Origin of the sequence: Pantoea sp. FN0307 (assembly GCF_050113815.1) — a bacterium.
In the GTDB taxonomy this organism is placed as follows: Bacteria; Pseudomonadota; Gammaproteobacteria; order Enterobacterales; family Enterobacteriaceae; genus Mixta; species Mixta alhagi.
The window spans coordinates 513,199-531,264 of record NZ_JBNJSO010000002.1; the positions used below are offsets into that span (position 1 = coordinate 513,199).

The 18,066-nt window shown below is 57.3% G+C and carries 11 protein-coding genes; all 11 read left to right on the forward strand.

All coding sequences use genetic code 11. The features are described 5' to 3' along the window. Positions 1 to 6 precede the first annotated feature (6 nt). A complete protein-coding gene (ptsP, locus tag ACQE3Z_RS09985; RefSeq protein ID WP_085072293.1) occupies positions 7 to 2,253 on the forward strand; it encodes a phosphoenolpyruvate--protein phosphotransferase in 2,247 nt (748 codons plus the stop codon). 162 nt (positions 2,254 to 2,415) lie between these two features. Continuing rightward, positions 2,416 to 3,291, forward strand: coding sequence for a prolipoprotein diacylglyceryl transferase (gene lgt / locus ACQE3Z_RS09990; RefSeq protein WP_250650780.1), 876 nt, complete (start codon positions 2,416 to 2,418; stop codon positions 3,289 to 3,291). Then, the gene (thyA, locus tag ACQE3Z_RS09995) at positions 3,288 to 4,082 is read left to right on the forward strand and encodes a thymidylate synthase (RefSeq protein WP_250650779.1); all 795 of its coding nucleotides are present in this window, start codon (positions 3,288 to 3,290) and stop codon (positions 4,080 to 4,082) included. Before lgt ends, thyA begins: the two co-directional genes overlap by 4 nt. Before the next feature lie 329 nt (positions 4,083 to 4,411). Then, positions 4,412 to 4,876: a prepilin-type N-terminal cleavage/methylation domain-containing protein gene (locus ACQE3Z_RS10000; protein ID WP_426973652.1), complete on the forward strand. Its 465-nt coding sequence runs from the start codon at positions 4,412 to 4,414 to the stop codon at positions 4,874 to 4,876. After that, entirely contained in the window at positions 4,873 to 5,412 is a 540-nt protein-coding gene (locus ACQE3Z_RS10005) for a prepilin peptidase-dependent protein (protein ID WP_426973748.1), read from the forward strand. Before ACQE3Z_RS10000 ends, ACQE3Z_RS10005 begins: the two co-directional genes overlap by 4 nt. A 14-nt stretch (positions 5,413 to 5,426) precedes the next feature. Next, positions 5,427 to 5,837, forward strand: coding sequence for a DUF2509 family protein (locus ACQE3Z_RS10010; RefSeq protein WP_426973653.1), 411 nt, complete (start codon positions 5,427 to 5,429; stop codon positions 5,835 to 5,837). Beyond that, positions 5,827 to 6,141, forward strand: coding sequence for a prepilin-type N-terminal cleavage/methylation domain-containing protein (locus ACQE3Z_RS10015; protein ID WP_426973654.1), 315 nt, complete (start codon positions 5,827 to 5,829; stop codon positions 6,139 to 6,141). The genes ACQE3Z_RS10010 and ACQE3Z_RS10015 overlap by 11 nt, the downstream gene beginning before the upstream one ends. A gap of 129 nt (positions 6,142 to 6,270) precedes the next feature. Further along, positions 6,271 to 9,660: an exodeoxyribonuclease V subunit gamma gene (gene recC, locus ACQE3Z_RS10020; protein ID WP_426973655.1), complete on the forward strand. Its 3,390-nt coding sequence runs from the start codon at positions 6,271 to 6,273 to the stop codon at positions 9,658 to 9,660. A gap of 118 nt (positions 9,661 to 9,778) precedes the next feature. Further along, positions 9,779 to 12,670, forward strand: coding sequence for a pitrilysin (ptrA, locus tag ACQE3Z_RS10025; protein ID WP_426973656.1), 2,892 nt, complete (start codon positions 9,779 to 9,781; stop codon positions 12,668 to 12,670). Next, positions 12,667 to 16,209, forward strand: a complete 3,543-nt coding sequence (gene recB / locus ACQE3Z_RS10030; RefSeq protein ID WP_426973658.1) for an exodeoxyribonuclease V subunit beta — start codon at positions 12,667 to 12,669, stop codon at positions 16,207 to 16,209. The genes ptrA and recB overlap by 4 nt, the downstream gene beginning before the upstream one ends. Beyond that, on the forward strand, positions 16,206 to 18,062 hold the full coding sequence (gene recD, locus ACQE3Z_RS10035) for an exodeoxyribonuclease V subunit alpha (RefSeq protein ID WP_426973660.1): 1,857 nt from the start codon (positions 16,206 to 16,208) through the stop codon (positions 18,060 to 18,062). Before recB ends, recD begins: the two co-directional genes overlap by 4 nt. The last annotated feature ends 4 nt before the right edge of the window (positions 18,063 to 18,066 follow it).

Consider the following 18,066-nt stretch of genomic DNA (forward strand, 5'->3'; position numbering starts at 1 on the left):
CTGATGATGCTGACTCAGTTGCGTGAGATTGTAGAGAAAGTGGCAGGCGCTCCGCGCCTCGAAGAAGCGCTTGAGATCCTGGTAAACGAAATCTGTTTCGCCATGGAAACTGAAGTCTGCTCCATTTATCTCGCCGATCACGATCGTCGTTGCTATTACCTGATGGCGACGCGCGGACTGAAAAAGCCGCGCGGTAAGATCGTCACGCTGGCTTTTGATCAAGGTATCGTCGGGCTGGTTGGACGGCTGGCGGAACCGATCAACCTGGCGGATGCGCAAAGCCACCCCAGCTTCAAATATATTCCTTCGGTTAAAGAGGAGCGCTTCCGCTCCTTCCTCGGTGTGCCGATCATTACCCGACGTCAGCTGCTGGGCGTGCTGGTGGTGCAGCAGCGCGAGCATCGCCAGTTTGATGAAAGCGAAGAATCTTTCCTGGTCACGCTCGCGACTCAACTTGCCACACTGATCACCCAATCTCAGGTTAGCCAGCTGTTTGGTCATTTCCGCCAAAAACGCGTGCGTGCGCTGGCGGCAGCGCCTGGCGTGGCGGTTGCGCCTGGCTGGGTCGATACCACGCAGCCCTCGCTGGAGCATGTTTTCGCCGCTTCGACGCTGGATGTCGGGCGCGAGCGTGAACGTCTGTCGCAGGCGATGAGCGAGGCAAGCAACGAATTTCGTCGCTTCAGCAAACGCTTCAGCGCCAGCGTGCAGAAAGAGAGCGCGGCGATCTTCGATCTTTATTCCCACCTGTTAACCGATGCGCGGCTTAAGCAGGATCTGTTTGCCGAGATCGACAGCGGATCGGTAGCGGAATGGGCGGTGAAAAAGGTCATCGAGAAATTCGCCGCTCAGTTCGCCAGCCTGCAGGACACCTACCTGCGCGAGCGCGCGGGCGATCTGCGCGTGCTGGGCCAGCGCCTGCTGTTTCATCTTGACGATACGTTACAGGGCACCAACACCTGGCCGGAGCGGTTTGTGCTGGTGGCGGATGAGCTAACGGCAACCACGCTGGCGGAGCTGCCGCAGGAGCGGCTGGCAGGCGTCGTGGTGCGTGACGGCGCGGCTAACTCCCATGCGGCGATCCTGGTGCGGGCGATGGGCATTCCGACAGTAATGGGTGCGGATATTCTGCCTGAGCTGTTAAATAAGCGCTTGCTGATCGTTGACGGCTATCGTGGCGAATTGCTGATCGATCCAGAACCGGTACTGATCCAAGAATATCAACAGCTGGTCAGCGAAGAAAATGAGCTGAGCCGACTGGCGGAAGATGATGTTGAGCAGATCGCCAGGCTGAAAAGCGGCGAACGTATTCAGGTTATGCTGAATGCGGGCCTGAGTGCTGAGCATGAGCAGGCAATGGATAACTGGGTGGACGGCATCGGCCTGTACCGCACCGAAATCCCGTTTATGCTGCAAAATGGCTTCCCCTCCGAAGAGGAGCAGGTGGCACAGTATCAGGGCATGCTGCAGCTGTTTCTGAATAAGCCGGTAACCCTGCGTACGCTGGATATCGGCGCGGACAAACAGCTGCCCTACATGCCCATCAGCGAAGAGAACCCCTGCCTGGGCTGGCGCGGCATACGCCTGACGCTTGATCAGCCGGAGATCTTCCTGGTGCAGGTGCGCGCGATGCTGCGCGCTAACGCCGCCAGCGGCAACCTCAGCATTTTGCTGCCGATGATCACCAGCATCGATGAGATTGACGAAGCGCGTCGTCTGATCGATCGCGCCGGCAAAGAAGTGGAAGAGATGCTGGGCTATGAGATCCCTGAACCGCGCATTGGCATTATGATCGAAGTGCCCTCAATGCTGTTTATGATCCCGCATCTGGCCAGGCGCGTTGATTTTGTATCAGTGGGCACTAACGATCTGACGCAGTATCTGCTGGCGGTGGATCGCAACAATACCCGCGTAGCCAACCTGTATGATTCGCTGCATCCGGCAATGCTAAAAGCGCTGAAGTCGATTGCAGAATCTGCGCGCGAAGCGCAGATCGATCTCTGCCTGTGTGGTGAAATGGCGGGCGATCCGATGTGCGTGGCGCTGCTGATTGGTCTGGGCTATCACCATCTGAGCATGAACGGCAAAAACGTACCGCGTGTGAAGTATCTTCTGCGCCACATCGACCATGAAGAGGCACAGGTGCTGGCTGAACGCAGCCTGCAGGCGCAAACGGCAACTGAAGTCCGTCATCAGGTCGCGGCCTTTATGGAGCGACGCGGTTTGGGCGGGCTCATTCGCGGCGGCCGCTAAGGCATTTATCCACGTTTACATTTCGATGAACCCGGTATAAAACGGCTATGCTATCATGCCTGGCCGGTTTTTCCTGGCTGAGAGGCGCTGTGTATTACGCGGCGCGCAAGGAGTGAACTATCCATCGTCCAGCCTGTGGACGGATGACATTAATGGTGAAAGATGAATAGCTATCTGGCTTTCCCTCAATTCGATCCGGTGATTTTCTCCATCGGGCCCGTCGCCCTGCACTGGTACGGCCTGATGTATCTGGTTGGGTTTATTTTTGCGATGTGGCTGGCGGTACGACGGGCCAACAAGCCCGGCAGCGGCTGGAAAAAAGAGGAAGTGGAAAACCTGCTGTACGCGGGCTTCCTGGGGGTTTTCCTCGGTGGTCGCATCGGCTACGTGCTGTTCTACAACCTGCCGCTGTTTCTGGAGAATCCGCTTTATCTGTTCAAAGTCTGGGATGGCGGCATGTCGTTCCACGGTGGGCTGATTGGCGTTATCGTGGTGATGATGTGGTTTGCGCATCGTACAAAACGTCATTTCTTTCAGGTCGCTGACTTTATTGCGCCGCTGATCCCCTTCGGGCTGGGCGCTGGTCGTCTTGGTAACTTTATTAACGGTGAGCTTTGGGGCCGCGTCGCGCCGAACTTCTCCTGGGCGATGTTGTTCCCGGGTTCGCGCAGCGAAGATGTGGCACTGGTCGCCACGCACCCTGAATGGCAATCACTGCTGGCAACTTATGGCGTGCTGCCACGTCATCCTTCACAGCTCTATGAACTGGTGCTGGAAGGCATTGTGCTGTTTGCCATCCTTAACCTGTTTATTCGCAAGCCGCGCCCGATGGGCAGCGTTTCCGGCTTGTTCCTGATTGGCTACGGCGCGTTCCGCATTATCGTGGAGTTCTTCCGTCAGCCTGATGCCCAGCTGGGCCTGTTTAGCGGCATCAGCATGGGACAAATTTTGTCGATACCGATGATTCTGGCCGGCATTATCATGATGATTTGGGCGTACCGTCGTCGCCCGCAGCTACAAACAGGTGAACAGAAATGAAGCAGTATCTGGCATTAATGGAGAAAGTGCTGAACGAGGGCACGCCGAAAAACGATCGCACCGGAACCGGCACGCTGTCGATTTTTGGCCACCAGATGCGTTTCAATCTGCAGGAAGGCTTTCCGCTGGTGACCACCAAACGCTGCCATCTGCGCTCAATTATTCATGAGCTGCTGTGGTTCCTGAACGGTGACACCAATATCGCCTATCTGAAAGAAAATAACGTCTCGATTTGGGATGAGTGGGCCGATGAAAATGGCGATCTCGGACCGGTCTATGGCAAACAGTGGCGCAGTTGGGGCGCGGCTGATGGTCGTGAAATCGACCAGCTGACGAAGGTGCTTGAGCAGCTGAAAAACGATCCCGACTCGCGTCGAATTATCGTTTCAGCCTGGAACGTTGGCGAACTGGATGAGATGGCGCTGGCGCCGTGCCACGCGTTCTTCCAGTTTTACGTGGCGGATGGCAAGCTCTCCTGCCAGCTTTATCAGCGCTCCTGCGATGTGTTCCTGGGGCTGCCGTTTAATATCGCCAGCTATGCGCTGCTGGTGCATATGATGGCGCAGCAGTGTGATCTGGAGCCGGGAGATTTTGTCTGGACCGGCGGCGATACGCACCTTTATAGCAACCATCTGGAGCAGGCGCGGTTGCAGCTGACGCGCGAACCGCGTCCGCAGCCGAAGCTGGTCATCAAACGCAAGCCCGCCTCGCTGTTCGATTACCGCTTCGAAGATTTTGAAATCGAAGGCTACGATCCGCATCCCGCTATTAAAGCGCCGGTGGCGATATAACTCCGGCACGCCAGCAGCGCACACTCGCGCCGCTGGCGTCTGTTCTTAGTAGGTAACAGGCGGCTAACGCCATCCTGCGCTGTTGGTAGAGATTAGCCTGCGGCAGCTGTCGATACTTTTATAACGTCTGCTTTTCCTTCATTAATTCTCTATTTAAACAATCGACATGCGGCACTGAACCCAGCTGCAGAACCGTCATGCACCTTGTAGCGTGGCAGACGTCACAGCGCAGCGCAAACAGCTGTAAAACGATTAAAAAAGCGGGAAGCAAGACCGCAATCCATCAATATGGTACTGGTCGCGACGCTTCAGCCCGGCACAATAGCGCCATGAAAAAAACGCGTACCGATGGATTTACCCTGATGGAACTGCTGCTGGTGCTGACGATAGCCGCGTTGCTGAGCCTCGCTTCGTTGCAGAGTTGGCAAAGCTGGCAGCAGCGTCAGCGCATGCAGGAAACTGCCCGGCAGCTGCAACGCTTTTTACACGGCGTGCGCGCCTGGGCCAACTGGCATAACCGGGAGCAGCCGTTATGGCTGTTAACGGGCGAAAGGTGGTGTCTTGGCAGCGGCGCCGTGCCTGCGGCGGGCTGTGCTAGCGGCAGACGTTTACAGCTGCTGGCGCCGCATTCGCAGGTCCATATCATTGCCATTGAAGGTGCGCCGGGGTTTTACGGTAAACGCAACGTGGCAAAAGCAGGGCACATTATTTTTGGCGAAGGCTCGCTGCGCTGGCGCATGATTATCTCCTCACGCGGCCGTATTCGGCTTTGCCAGGTTGCGCCATGTTTGTGAAACAGGCTGGCTTTGGTCTGATGGAAATGATGATCGCAATGGCGTTGAGCGGCATTTTAATGCTGGGGGCGCTGCGTCTGTTGCCGCACCTGCAGCGGCAAAATATACAGCTGCAAAGCCAGATGCGTTTACAGGAAGAGCTGCAGCAAATAATGAGCGTGCTGGAAAAAGCGATTCGGCGAGCGGGTTACTGTCACGGTTTCTGCCAGGGAACACCGCTTATCATTCAACAGCGCTGTCTGTTGATCCGGTGGGATGAAAACAGCAACGGTCGCTGGGAAGGGCCGGAGCATGAGGAGAGCGAATGGTACGGATACCGGCTCCGCAATCAACGGCTGGAAATACAGCGCGGCGTGAGCAGCTGCAACGGCAGTGGCTGGGAGAGCCTGTCCGATCCGGCCACGCTAACCATTGGCGAACTGGCTTTCACCCGCGTCGGGCAGCAGGTGAAGGTGACGCTCGGCGGCGAATCATCAGGCTTTTCCACGTCAGCACTCAGGCTGCAAAGCATCATCAGCACCCACAACTTGCCTTAAGAGAAGATGGCGGCATGGCCATAGCGATGGTGCTGCTAATGCTACTGCTCGGCTCTGGCCTGCTGCATGCCACACGGCAACAGCTGGACGGTGCGCTGTCGCTGGTTACGGATGAACGTCAGTTCCTGCGGGAGCATTACCATGCGCTTTCGGCGCTGGCCTGGGGCGCAAGGCTGAGCTGGCCGACTCAACAGGGCTGGCACTGCCAGCAGCAGCCGACATATGGCTGGCGCGCCTGCATACTGCTCAGGCATAACGGTGAAGCACTGCTGCGCGGTGCCGGAGAGTCATCAACAGGGGAGGCGCTGGCGCTATGGCAGTGGCTGACGCCAGTAGCGGAGGGGCGCTGGCAACCGCTGGCACATGGCTGGCTCGATTTTTGCCCGCTTCCTCTGTCAGAGGGCTGCCTGCCTGATGTCGGGTGAAAGAGGTTTCAGCATAGTGGAAACGCTGCTGGCGTTGCTGCTGTTTGCCATGAGTTTAACGGCGCTGCTGCACTATCAGCAGATGCTGGCAGCTGGCTTTTATCAACAGTGGCAACAGCGTGAAGCGTGGCGCATGGCGGCGCTGCGTCTGCAGGGGCAGGAGAGCGAAGGCTGGCAAACCTCGCTACACAAACTGCCTGCGGTAGAGGGCTGCCTGTTATGGCGGGCCACCGCTTTCCGGCCCGGCCTCTCTGCTGTTACGCTGGACCAGCTGCGCTGCGATAATAGCGTTCCGCATCGTTGAAGCTGCCTACGGGCCTATTGTTATTCATCGTACTTTTGCGCTTTTTTTGCGCGACGGTTGCATTAGCCAATTTAAGGGGTAGAGTGTCCCCGCGCTAACGCGCCGTAGCAGCACTGAACAGGAGCCAACATGTTTACGGTTTATCACTCCAACCAGCTCGATATTCTTAAATCGCTGGCGGCGTATCTGATTGAAAACGAACCGTTACGCGACCCTTTTCAGTCCGAGGTGGTGCTGGTGCAAAGCCCGGGCATGGCGCAGTGGCTACAGATGCAGCTGGCGCAACAGTTCGGTATTGCGGCCAATATCGCTTTTCCGCTGCCCGCCTCTTTTATCTGGGATATGTTTGTGCGCGTCTTGCCCGGCATCCCCAAAGAGAGCGCCTTTAATAAAGCCAGCATGAGCTGGAAGCTAATGACGCTGCTGCCCGATCTGCTGCGTCAGGAGGCGTTTCGCCCGTTGCAGCACTATCTCAACGACGACGATGACAAACGTAAGCTGTTCCAGCTGGCTTCGCGCGTGGCCGATCTTTATGACCAGTATCTGGTCTATCGCCCGGAATGGCTGAACAGCTGGCAGCAGGGGAAAGTAATCGATGGGCTGGGCGAGGCGCAGCAGTGGCAGGCCCCGCTGTGGGCCGCGCTGGTGGAATATACCCGCGATCTCGATCAGCCAGAGTGGCACCGCGCCAACCTGTATGCGCGCTTTATTCAAAAGCTGGAAAGCAGCGAATCACGTCCGGCGGGCCTGCCTGACCGCGTCTTTATCTGTGGGATCTCCGCGCTGCCGCCAGTCTATCTGCAGGCGCTACAGGCGCTGGGCAAGCATATCGATATTCATCTGCTGTTTACCAATCCTTGTCGGCACTACTGGGGCGATATCCAGGATTACGCGTTTCTGGCGAAACTTCAAAGCCGCCGCCGTCGCCATCATCAGCAGCAGCAGGACATTGCCCTGTTTCGTGATCCCGACGCAGCCTCTTCATTATTTAACGATGCCGGAGAGCAACAGCTGACCAACCCGCTGCTGGCCTCGTGGGGCAAACTGGGGCGCGATAACCTCTATCTGCTGGCACAAATGGAGGCGAGGGAAATTGATGCTTTTGTCGATGTCCCGGAGGACACGCTGTTGCAGGCGCTGCAGCACGATCTGCTGGAGCTGGAAGATAACGCGGTGATTGGACTGGATGCGGAAGAGCTGAAAAGCAGCCATAAAAAGCGCTGCCTCGATCCTCGGGATCGATCCGTGGTGGTGCATGTCTGTCACAGCCCGCAGCGTGAAGTGGAAGTTTTGCAGGATCAATTATTGGCTATGATGGAGGCGGATCCCTCGCTGACCGCTCGCGATATTATCGTGATGGTGGCCGATATTGATGCCTATACGCCATATATTCAGGCGGTATTCGGCAACGCATCCTCAGATCGCTATCTGCCTTTTGCCATTTCGGATCGCCGCGCCAGCTTCGCCCATCCAGCGATTATGGCCTTTCTTAACCTGCTCGCTTTGCCGGAAAGCCGCTTTGCCTGTGAAGAGGTGCTGGCGCTACTGGAGGTACCGGCACTGGCAACGCGCTTTGCTATTGATGAGGAAGGGCTGCGCCGTTTGCGTATGTGGGTAGAGGAATCCGGCATTCGCTGGGGGCTGGATGATGATAACGTGCGTGAGCTGAAGCTACCGCCCACCGGCCAGCATACCTGGCGTTTCGGCATCACGCGAATGTTGCTCGGTTATGCCATGGAGAGCATGCATGGCGACTGGGACGGCATCCTGCCTTACGATGAGTCCAGCGGGTTAATCGCCGAGCTGGCCGGTAATCTGGCAGAGTTGCTGATGCAGCTTAACCACTGGCGTCAGGTGCTGGCTGAGCCGCGTACGCTGAGCGACTGGCAACCACTGTGCCGTGAAATGCTGCAAACCTTTTTTGCTGCCGATGTGAATACCGATGCTGCGCTGATGCTGATTGAAGAGCAGTGGCAGCAGGTGATGGCCTATGGTCTGCAGGCGCGCTACGTTGATAGCGTTCCGGCTACGCTGCTGCGCGATGAGCTGGCCTCGCGCCTCGATCAGCAGCGCATCAGCCAGCGTTTCCTGGCCGGGCCGGTTAACTTCTGTACCCTGATGCCGATGCGTTCGGTGCCGTTTCGCGTGGTATGTCTGCTGGGCATGAATGATGGCATCTATCCGCGTACGCTGCCGCCGCTGGGGTTTGATTTAATGGCGCAGCAGCCGCAAAAGGGCGACCGCAGCCGCCGCGACGATGACCGCTTCCTGTTTCTTGAGGCTTTGCTTTCAGCCCAGCAGAAACTCTATATCAGCTATATTGGCCGCTCGATTCAGGATAATACGGAACGATATCCTTCGGTGTTGGTCACTGAACTGGTGGACTATATTGGGCAAAGCTTTCATCTGCCGGGCGACGAGGCACTGGATGTAGACAGCAGCGCTCAACGGGTGCTGGCGCATCTGCACTGTCTGCACAGCCGTATGCCGTTCGATCCGCAAAACTTCGCGCCGCAGGCGGAGTATCGCAGTTTCGCCCATGAGTGGCTGCCTGCTGCGCGTGGCAGCGGCGAGCCGCATCCACCATTTATGCAGCCGCTGCCGCCACTGGAGCTCCGTGAGCTGAGCTTTGAACAGCTGCTGCGTTTCTGGCGGCATCCGGTTCGCGCTTTCTTTACTATGCGCCTCGGCGTGAGTTTTGCGCTGGAGCAGACCGAACTGCCAGATGCCGAACCCTTTGTACTGGATGCGCTCGATCGCTATCAGATCAACGCCCAATTGCTAAACGCGCTGATTGAAGAGCAAGATACCCAACGACTGTTCAATCATCATCGCGCGGCGGGCGTGTTGCCCTATGGCGCTTTCGGTGAACTCTTCTGGCAAACGCAGCAGGAAGAGATGACGCCGCTGGCTGAACAGGTCAGGGCGTTGCGCGCTGAAAGTCGCAGTATGGAAATCGACCTGACCATTGCAGGCGTCAAACTTAACGGCTGGTTGCCGCAGGTGCAGGATAGCGGCCTGCTGCGTTGGCGGCCTGGCGTGTTGAACTTCACCGATGGGCTGGCGCTGTGGCTGGAGCATCTGGCGTGGTGTGCGTTGGGTGGAAAAGGGCAGAGCCGCATGCTGGGACGCAAAGAGAGCAGTTGGTGCTTTGACGCGATCGATGCGCAGCAGGCGCAGGAGTGGCTTACGCGCTATGTCGAAGGCTATCGTGACGGCATGTGTTCACCGTTGCTGCTGCTGGCGAAAACCGGTGGTGCCTGGCTGGAGGCGAGCTATGACGCTAAAAACGACATCATGCTAATGGATGAGGCCACGCAAACCAAAGCGCGGGCGAAGCTGTTAACCGCCTGGCAGGGCAATTATCAAATGGAAGGCGAGGGGAGCGATCCCTATCTGCAACGGCTGTTCCGCACGCTGGAAGCGGCGCAGCTTGATGCCATTTGCGCTGCAGCCGAACAGTGGCTGTTGCCGCTGCTGCGTTTTAACCGCAGCGATACGCAGAAAAATGATGAGTAGCCAGTTTGACCTACAGTAGATGCGCCTGGCGGGAAGCCAGCCCGCCAGATTTCAGTGGTGATAGTTGTTTTGATCAGCGACACCGCGTTGGAAAAAGGATAACACTCAAGGGGATTAAATGAGAAAGTACGCTGTCTGGACAGCCAGTCTGTTACTGATTTTCACCATGTTTAGCCAGGTGGCCAGCGCTGAAAAAGGCTGGCAGCCTCTCGATCGGACCATTCAAAAGAGCAATAAAGATCCGCGTCACTATCAGGCGATTCGTCTGGATAATGAGATGACGGTATTGCTGGTTTCCGATCCCCAGGCAACGAAATCGCTGGCGGCGCTGACGTTGCCGATTGGTTCGCTGGACGATCCCGATCGGCAGTTGGGCCTGGCGCATTATCTTGAGCATATGGTGTTGATGGGCTCGAAGCGCTATCCACAGCCGGATAACCTGGCGGAGTTTCTGAAGAAACATGGCGGCAGCCATAATGCCAGCACTGCCTCTTACCGTACCGCTTACTATCTGGAAGTGGAAAATGATGCGCTGGCCCCGGCCGTCGACCGCCTGGCTGACGCCATCGCCGAGCCGCTGCTTGATCCGGTTAATGCCGATCGCGAGCGGAATGCCGTTAACGCTGAACTGACGATGGCGCGTTCCCGTGACGGACATCGGATGGCTCAGGTTGGAGCGGAGACATTAAATCCGGCGCATCCAGCGGCGCGCTTCTCGGGCGGTAACCTGGAGACGCTGAGCGACAAACCAGACAGCAAACTACAGGATGCGCTGCGTCAGTTTTATCAGCAGCACTACTCAGCCAACCTGATGAAAGCGGTTATCTACAGCAATAAACCGCTGCCGGAGCTGGCCGCTATCGCCGCGCAGACGTTTGGGCGCGTGAGCAATCGTCACGCCAGCGTCCCTGCGATCAACGTGCCGGTGGTCACCGACCAGCAAAAAGGCATTATCATTCATTACGTACCGGCCCAGCCGCGTAAACAACTGCGCCTGGAATTCCGAATTGATAACAATAGCGATCGCTTTCGCAGCAAAACCGATACGCTGATCGGTTACCTGATTAGCAACCGCAGCAAAAATACGCTTTCCGACTGGCTGCAAAGTCAGGGGCTGGCCGATTCCATTGATGCTGGCGCCGATCCGCTCATTACGCGTAACGGCGGTATATTTGGCATTAGCGTTTCGCTAACCGATAAAGGCCTGGCGCAGCGCGATCGGGTAGTCGCGGCGATTTTTGATTATCTGGCCATGCTGCGCGATAAGGGTATCGATAAACGCTATTTCGATGAGATGGCGCATGTGCTGGATATCGATTATCGCTATCCGTCGATTACGCGCGATATGGATTATATCGAATGGCTGGCGGATACCATGCTGCGGGTGCCGGTCGAGTATACGCTTAATGCCTCCTACCTTGCTGACCGCTATGATCCGGCGGAAATCAGCGCGCGCCTGAAAGAGATGACGCCGCAGAATGCGCGCATCTGGTATATCAGCCCCAACGAGCCGCATAACAAAGTCGCTTATTTTGTCGAAGCGCCTTACCAGGTAGATAAAATCAGCGCCGAACTGTTCAATAAGTGGCAGCAGGAGGCCGAAAATATCAAGCTGGATCTGCCTGCTCTGAATCCCTATATCCCCGATGATTTTAGCTTAATCCCGGCGTCTGAAAAGCCGATAACCCATCCGCAACCGCTGATTAATGAGCCGGGGCTGCGCGTCTTTTATATGCCAAGCCGCTATCATGCCAGCGAGCCGAAAGCCGATATTATGCTGGCATTACGTAATAAGGCGGCGATGGATAGCGCCCGTCATCAGGTGCTGTTCGCCCTGAATGATTATCTGGCGGGTCTGGCGCTTGATGAACTGAGCTCACAGGCGGCGGTCGGCGGCATTAGCTTTTCCACCAGCGGAAGTGATGGCGTCATTTTTAGCGCCAGCGGCTTTACTCAACGTTTGCCCAAACTGTTGGTTACCCTGCTGCAGGGCTACGTCAATTATGTTCCGACGGAAGATCAGCTGGCGCAGGCCAAGTCCTGGTATAAAGAACAACTGGATGCGGCAGAAAAAGGCAAAGCGTTTGAGCAGGCGATTCAGCCGGTACGGATGTTGTCGCAGCTTCCTTATACCGAGCGCAGCGAGCGCCGTAAGCTGCTGGATTCCATTAGCCTGCAGGAGTTGAACGACTATCGCCGCATGCTGGCAGAGCAGGCGACGCCGGAGATGCTGGTCGTGGGCAACATGACCCCGCAAATGGTGACGTCGTTGGCGCGTGAAGTTAAGCAGCAGGTTAACTGTCAGGGCAAAAGCTGGTGGCACAGCGAAGATATCCTGATTAACCAGCCGCTGCGCGCCAATATTCAGAAGGCGGGCAGCAGCAGCGACTCAGCGCTGGCTGCGGTTTACATTCCTGTGGGCTACGGTGAAGAACAAAGTATTGCTATCAGCTCGCTGTTGAGTCAGATTATTCAACCCTGGTTTTATAACCAGTTACGTACTCAACAACAGCTGGGCTATGCGGTCTTTACCTTCCCGATGTCAGTGGGACGCCAGTGGGGCATCGGTTTTCTGCTGCAAAGCAACAGCAAACAGCCCGCTCTGCTGCTGCAACGCTATGAAGCTTTCTATGCCGATGCTGAAAAGCGGCTGCGGGGGTTAAGCCAGCAGGATTTCGCCCAGTATCAGGCGGCGCTGATTAATGAACTGCAGCAGCGTCCGCAAACGCTGGATGAAGAGGCGGCGCGCTATGGCAAAGATTTCTATCGGGAAAATTACGCTTTTGATACCCGTGAACAGGTTATTGAACAACTTAAAACGCTGACGCCGCAGAGCCTGGCAGATTTCTTCCACCAGGCGGTGATCGCTAAGCAGGGACTGGCTATGCTGTCGCAGATTTCCGGCAGCCAGCATGGAAAAGCTGACTATGCATCACCGCAAGGCTGGAAAACCTGGCCGAACGTCAGCAGCCTGCAGCAGACGCTGCCGGTGACAAGCGAGAAGAAATGAGTGACAACAATCCCCAGCGGCTCGATCCGCTAACACTGCCGCTCCGTGGAGAGCGGCTTATCGAGGCGTCAGCGGGAACCGGGAAAACCTTTACTATCGGCATACTCTACCTGAGGCTGTTGCTTGGCCTCGGGCAGGATAATGCTTTTCATCGTCCGCTGTCGGTGGAAGAGATTTTGGTGGTGACCTTTACCGAGGCGGCCACCGCTGAACTGCGGGGACGTATTCGGCAGAATATCCATGAGCTGCGGCTGGTCTGCGTGCGCGGCAGCAGCGCCAATCCGGTGCTGGCAGCGCTGATGCAGGAGATTAGCGATCCTGCTGATGCCGCCGCGCTGCTGCTGGCCGCCGAACGGCAAATGGATGAAGCGGCGATTTTTACCATCCACGGGTTTTGTCAGCGGATGCTGAACCTCAACGCCTTTGAATCCGGGATGCTGTTTGAGCAGCAGCTGATTGAAGATGAATCTGCGCTGCGCCGTCAGGCCGCCGCCGACTTCTGGCGTCGCCACTGCTATCCGCTGCCGCTGACGATTGCCAAAGTCATTGCGCAGGAGTGGACCGGTCCGGAACAGCTGCTCGCCACCTTAATGCCATGGCTGCATGGCGAATCGCCAGCGTTAAAATATGCGCCGGATAGCGAAGAAACGCTGGCGCAGCGTCATGAGAAAATCGTGGCACGCATTGATAACCTGAAGGCGCAATGGCGTGCGGCGGCAGCAGATTTGCGCGAGCTGATTGAAAAATCTGGCGTTGATAAGCGGAGTTACAGTAGTAAGCATTTACCAGCCTGGCTGAATAATGTGGCAACCTGGGTAGAAGAAGAGACCCAGGGCTATACGGTGCCTAAAGATCTGGCGCGTTTTCGCCAGAGCGTGCTGCTGGAGAAAACCAAAAAGGGCGAGCCGCCACGCCATCCGCTGTTTACGGCGGTAGATGACTTCTTCGCCGAGCCGCTTTCGCTACGCGATCTGATTATTGCCCGGGCGCTGGAAGATATTCGCCTGGCAACCCGCAGAGAGAAAAAGCTACGGGCGCTGCTCGGCTTTGATGATTTGCTGAGTCGTCTGGATGAAGCGCTGCAGCAGCCCGGCGGCGATTTACTGGCGCAAGCCATTCGTGCCCGCTATCCGGTTGCGTTGATCGATGAGTTCCAGGATACCGACCCGCAGCAGTATCGTATTTTCCGGCGGCTTTATATCGCCCAGCCGGAAAATGCGCTGCTGCTGATAGGCGATCCCAAGCAGGCGATTTACGCCTTTCGCGGCGCGGACATTTTTACCTATATGCGCGCCCGTAGCGAAATCAGCGCGCACTATACGCTGGACACTAACTGGCGTTCATCGCCAGCGATGGTCGCCAGCGTCAACCAGCTTTTTTCCCGGCTGGAGAACCCGTTTTTATTCAGCCAGATCCCTTTCATTGAGGTGAACGCCGCGCCGCCCAATGAAACGCGCGGTTTCCATCTTGACGGCACGGTGCAGCCAGCGCTGCGCTTTTGGCTGCAGCCCGGCGAAGGCGTGGGCGTTAGCGAATACCAGCAGTGGATGGCGCGTCAGTGTGCGGCAGAAATCCTCCACTGGCTGCAGGCTGGCCTGCGGGGTGAAGCGCTGGTGGGCAAGCAGGGCGACCAGCGGGCGGTCAGAGCCTCCGACATTACCGTTCTGGTGCGCAGCCGCAGCGAGGCTGCGGTGATACGCGATGCGCTGGAAAGTCTTAATATCCCTTCGGTCTATTTATCTAACCGCGACAGCGTGTTTACTACGCCGGAAGCGCGTGAACTTTTGTGGCTGCTGCAGGCGGTGCTGGCACCGGAGCTGGAGCGTACCCTGCGCAGCGCGCTGGCCACCAGTATCCTGGGGTTGGACGCCGCCACCATCGACGCCATGAGTCAGGATGAAGATCGTTGGGACGCGCTGGTTGAAGAGTTTGCGGCCTATCGTCAACGCTGGCAGCAGCGCGGCGTGCTGCCTATGCTGCGTGAATTAATGACCCGGCGCAGCATTGCAGAAAATCTGCTGGCCTCAGAAAGCGGTGAACGGCGTCTGACCGATCTGCTGCATCTTGGGGAGCTGTTACAGGAGGCCGCCGCGCAGCTGGATAGCGAACATGCGCTGGTGCGCTGGCTGGCACAGCAGGTCGCGCAGCCTAACCATCAGTCCGCCAGTCAGCAGTTGCGTCTCGAAAGCGACCGTCATCTGGTGCAGATTGTGACTATTCACAAATCCAAAGGGCTGGAGTATCCGCTGGTCTGGCTGCCGTTTGCCGCTAACTTCCGCGAGGCGGCGCAGGGGCTATATCACGATCGACAGACTTTTCAGGCGTTGCTGGATTTGAGCGATGATGAAGAGAGTCTGGCGCTGGCCGAGCAGGAAAGGCTGGCGGAAGATTTGCGGTTGCTCTATGTGGCGCTGACCCGCTCTGTTTATCACTGTAGCATCGGCATTGCGCCGCTGATTAAGGGCAACCGTAAAAAAGAAGGTAACAGCGATCTGCACAAAAGCGCGGTGGGCTATCTGGTTCAGCGCGGTGAAGCGCTAAACGCCAGCGGATTACAGCAAGCGCTGTATGGCCTAAGCAACGACGCGGTAGAGGTAGTGATGCCGGAAGAGGCTACGGAAGGGCGCTGGCAGCCGGAAGGCGATAGCATGCCGGAGCTGGAGAGCCCGGTGATTTCCCGCCCGTTGCAGGATCACTGGCGCGTTACCAGCTACTCCGGTCTGCAACAGCATGGCCCGACGGTTGCGCTCGATCTGGCACCGCGTTTTGATGTCGATGCGGCAGGAGAAACCACAGACGTTGTTGCGCCAGCACTAACGCCGCATACCTTTCCGCGCGGCGCTTCGCCGGGCACCTTTCTGCATGGCCTGTTTGAAACGCTGGATTTTAACCAGCCGCCGGATGAGGCATGGCTGGCGGAGCAGCTACAGCTGGCTGGCTTTGGCGAACAATGGTTGCCGATGCTGTGCGACTGGATTAGCCGGGTATTGCAAACGCCGCTTAATCAGGACGGCATTCATCTGGCGGGATTAACGCCGGGCCGCTATCTGGTGGAACTGGAGTTTTATCTGCCGATGCATCAGCTGCTGACCGCGCCGGCGCTGGACGCGGTAATGCGTCAGCACGATACGCTGTCGGCACGCGCGCCAGAGCTGAATTTTCAGCAGGTGCAGGGGATGCTGAAAGGCTTTATCGATTTGGTCTTTTGCTGGCAGGGAAAATATTACCTGCTGGATTATAAATCTAACTGGCTGGGCGAAGAGAGCGCCGCCTATACGCCGCAGGCGATGGCGGAAGCGATGATTAGTCACCGCTACGATTTACAGTATCAGCTTTATACGCTGGCGCTGCATCGCTATTTGCGCCATCGTGTAGCGGATTACGATTATCAGCGCCACTTCGGCGGTGTGTTTTACCTTTTTTTGCGCGGAATGGACGGCAGCGCCAGTGAAAACGGCGTGTTTCATCACCGTCCGTCTGCAGATTTTGTCATGGCGCTGGATCGCCTGTTTACCGGAGACAAGGTGGAAGCGGAATGAGAAAAATCAGCGAGTTGCTGCGCGAGGCCGTAGAAAAACGCCTGATACGCGCGCTGGATCTGCAGTTCGCCCATATGCTGGCGGATGATGAGCAACCCGCGCTGATGCTGGCTGCGGCCTGCGTAAGCGCCGAGGCGGGAGAAGGACACGTTTGCCTGCCGCTCGATCATTTTCGTGACGGTCAACTGTTCGCCGGACGTCAGCCGGAGCTGGCGGCGGAAATCTGGCGCACAGTAGGTCAGCCGGAAGACTGGCAGCGTTTGCTGCTGCAAAGCCACGCGGTAAGCGATGGCTCAAAGCCGACGCCGCTGGTGGTCGCGCAGCAGCGGCTTTATTTGCACCGCATGTGGCGAGGCGAAGGCCATGTGGCGCGTTTTATCGCCACCGAGCAGGCGGTGCCCGCTTTCAATGACGCCGATTTGCAGCAGATATTAAATGAGCTGTTCGGCGATCGCCCGGACGACTGGCAGAAGATCGCCGCCGCCGTGGCCATTACCCGTCACATCTCGGTGATTTCCGGTGGGCCGGGTACCGGAAAAACCACCACCGTGGCTAAACTGCTGGCGGCGCTGATTCGCCTTTCGCAACAAAAACTGCGTATTCGTCTGGCCGCGCCCACCGGTAAAGCCGCCGCGCGGTTAACGGAGTCATTAGGCAAGGCGCTGCAGGCGTTGCGGCTAAGCGACGCTGAGCGTACAGCCTTTCCCGAAGAAGCGACCACGCTGCATCGTTTGCTGGGCGCGCAGCCCAACAGCCAGCGGCTGCGCTACCACGCCGGTAACCCGCTGCATCTTGATGTGCTGGTGGTGGATGAAGCCTCCATGGTGGATTTGCCGATGATGGCAAATCTGATTGCCGCTCTGCCAAAACATGCGCGGGTCATTTTCCTGGGCGATCGCGATCAGCTGGCATCGGTCGAAGCGGGCGCGGTATTGGGCGATATTTGCCGCTGCGCTGAAGCGGGCTACAGTACGGCGCGTGCCCGGCAGCTGGCTTTGCTTACCGGCTGTCAGCTGGATGGGGCGGACGGGGAAGATATGCCTAACGTACGCGACAGTATCTGTCTGCTGCGCAAAAGTTATCGTTTTGATGCCCGTTCCGGTATCGGCCAACTGGCGCAGGCGGTAAACGCGGGCGATGCCAAAGCGGCGGAAAAGGTTTTCGGCGCGGGCTTTGAGGATATTTGTCGCAGCGAGCTAAGCAGTGCTGAACATTACCAGCAGCTTTTAGAGCAGGGCATTGCAGGTTATGAAGAGTATTTAACGCTGCTCCAGCACAATGCGGATGCGGATGAGGTGTTGGCAGCCTTTGCCCGTTACCGGCTGTTATGTGCGCTGCGCGAAGGACCATTTGGCGTGGCGGGTTTGAATGAGCGTATCGAACGCCAGTTGCTGAAGCAGCGACGAATTCGGCGTCCGCAGGCGCAAAGCCGCTGGTATATCGGTCGGCCGGTAATGATTGCACGCAACGATAGCGCGCTGGGGCTGTTTAACGGCGATATTGGCGTTGCGATGAATGATGCCAGCGGCGCGCTGAAGGTGTTCTTTCCACTGCCCGACGGCACGATTAAGGCGGTACAGCCAAGTCGTTTACCGCCACACGATACCGCCTGGGCGATGACGGTGCATAAATCGCAGGGCTCGGAATTCGAACATACCGCGCTGGTGTTACCTAACCACTATCTGCCGGTGCTGACGCGGGAACTGGTTTATACCGCCATTACCCGCGCGCGCAGCCGGTTAACGCTTTATACCGATCGGCAAATTTTTGCGCGCGCGGTTGCCGTGCGTACCCAGCGGCGCAGCGGACTGGTGGAGCGTCTGCGCGCCCCACATCAGGAGATCCTGTTCTAAACCG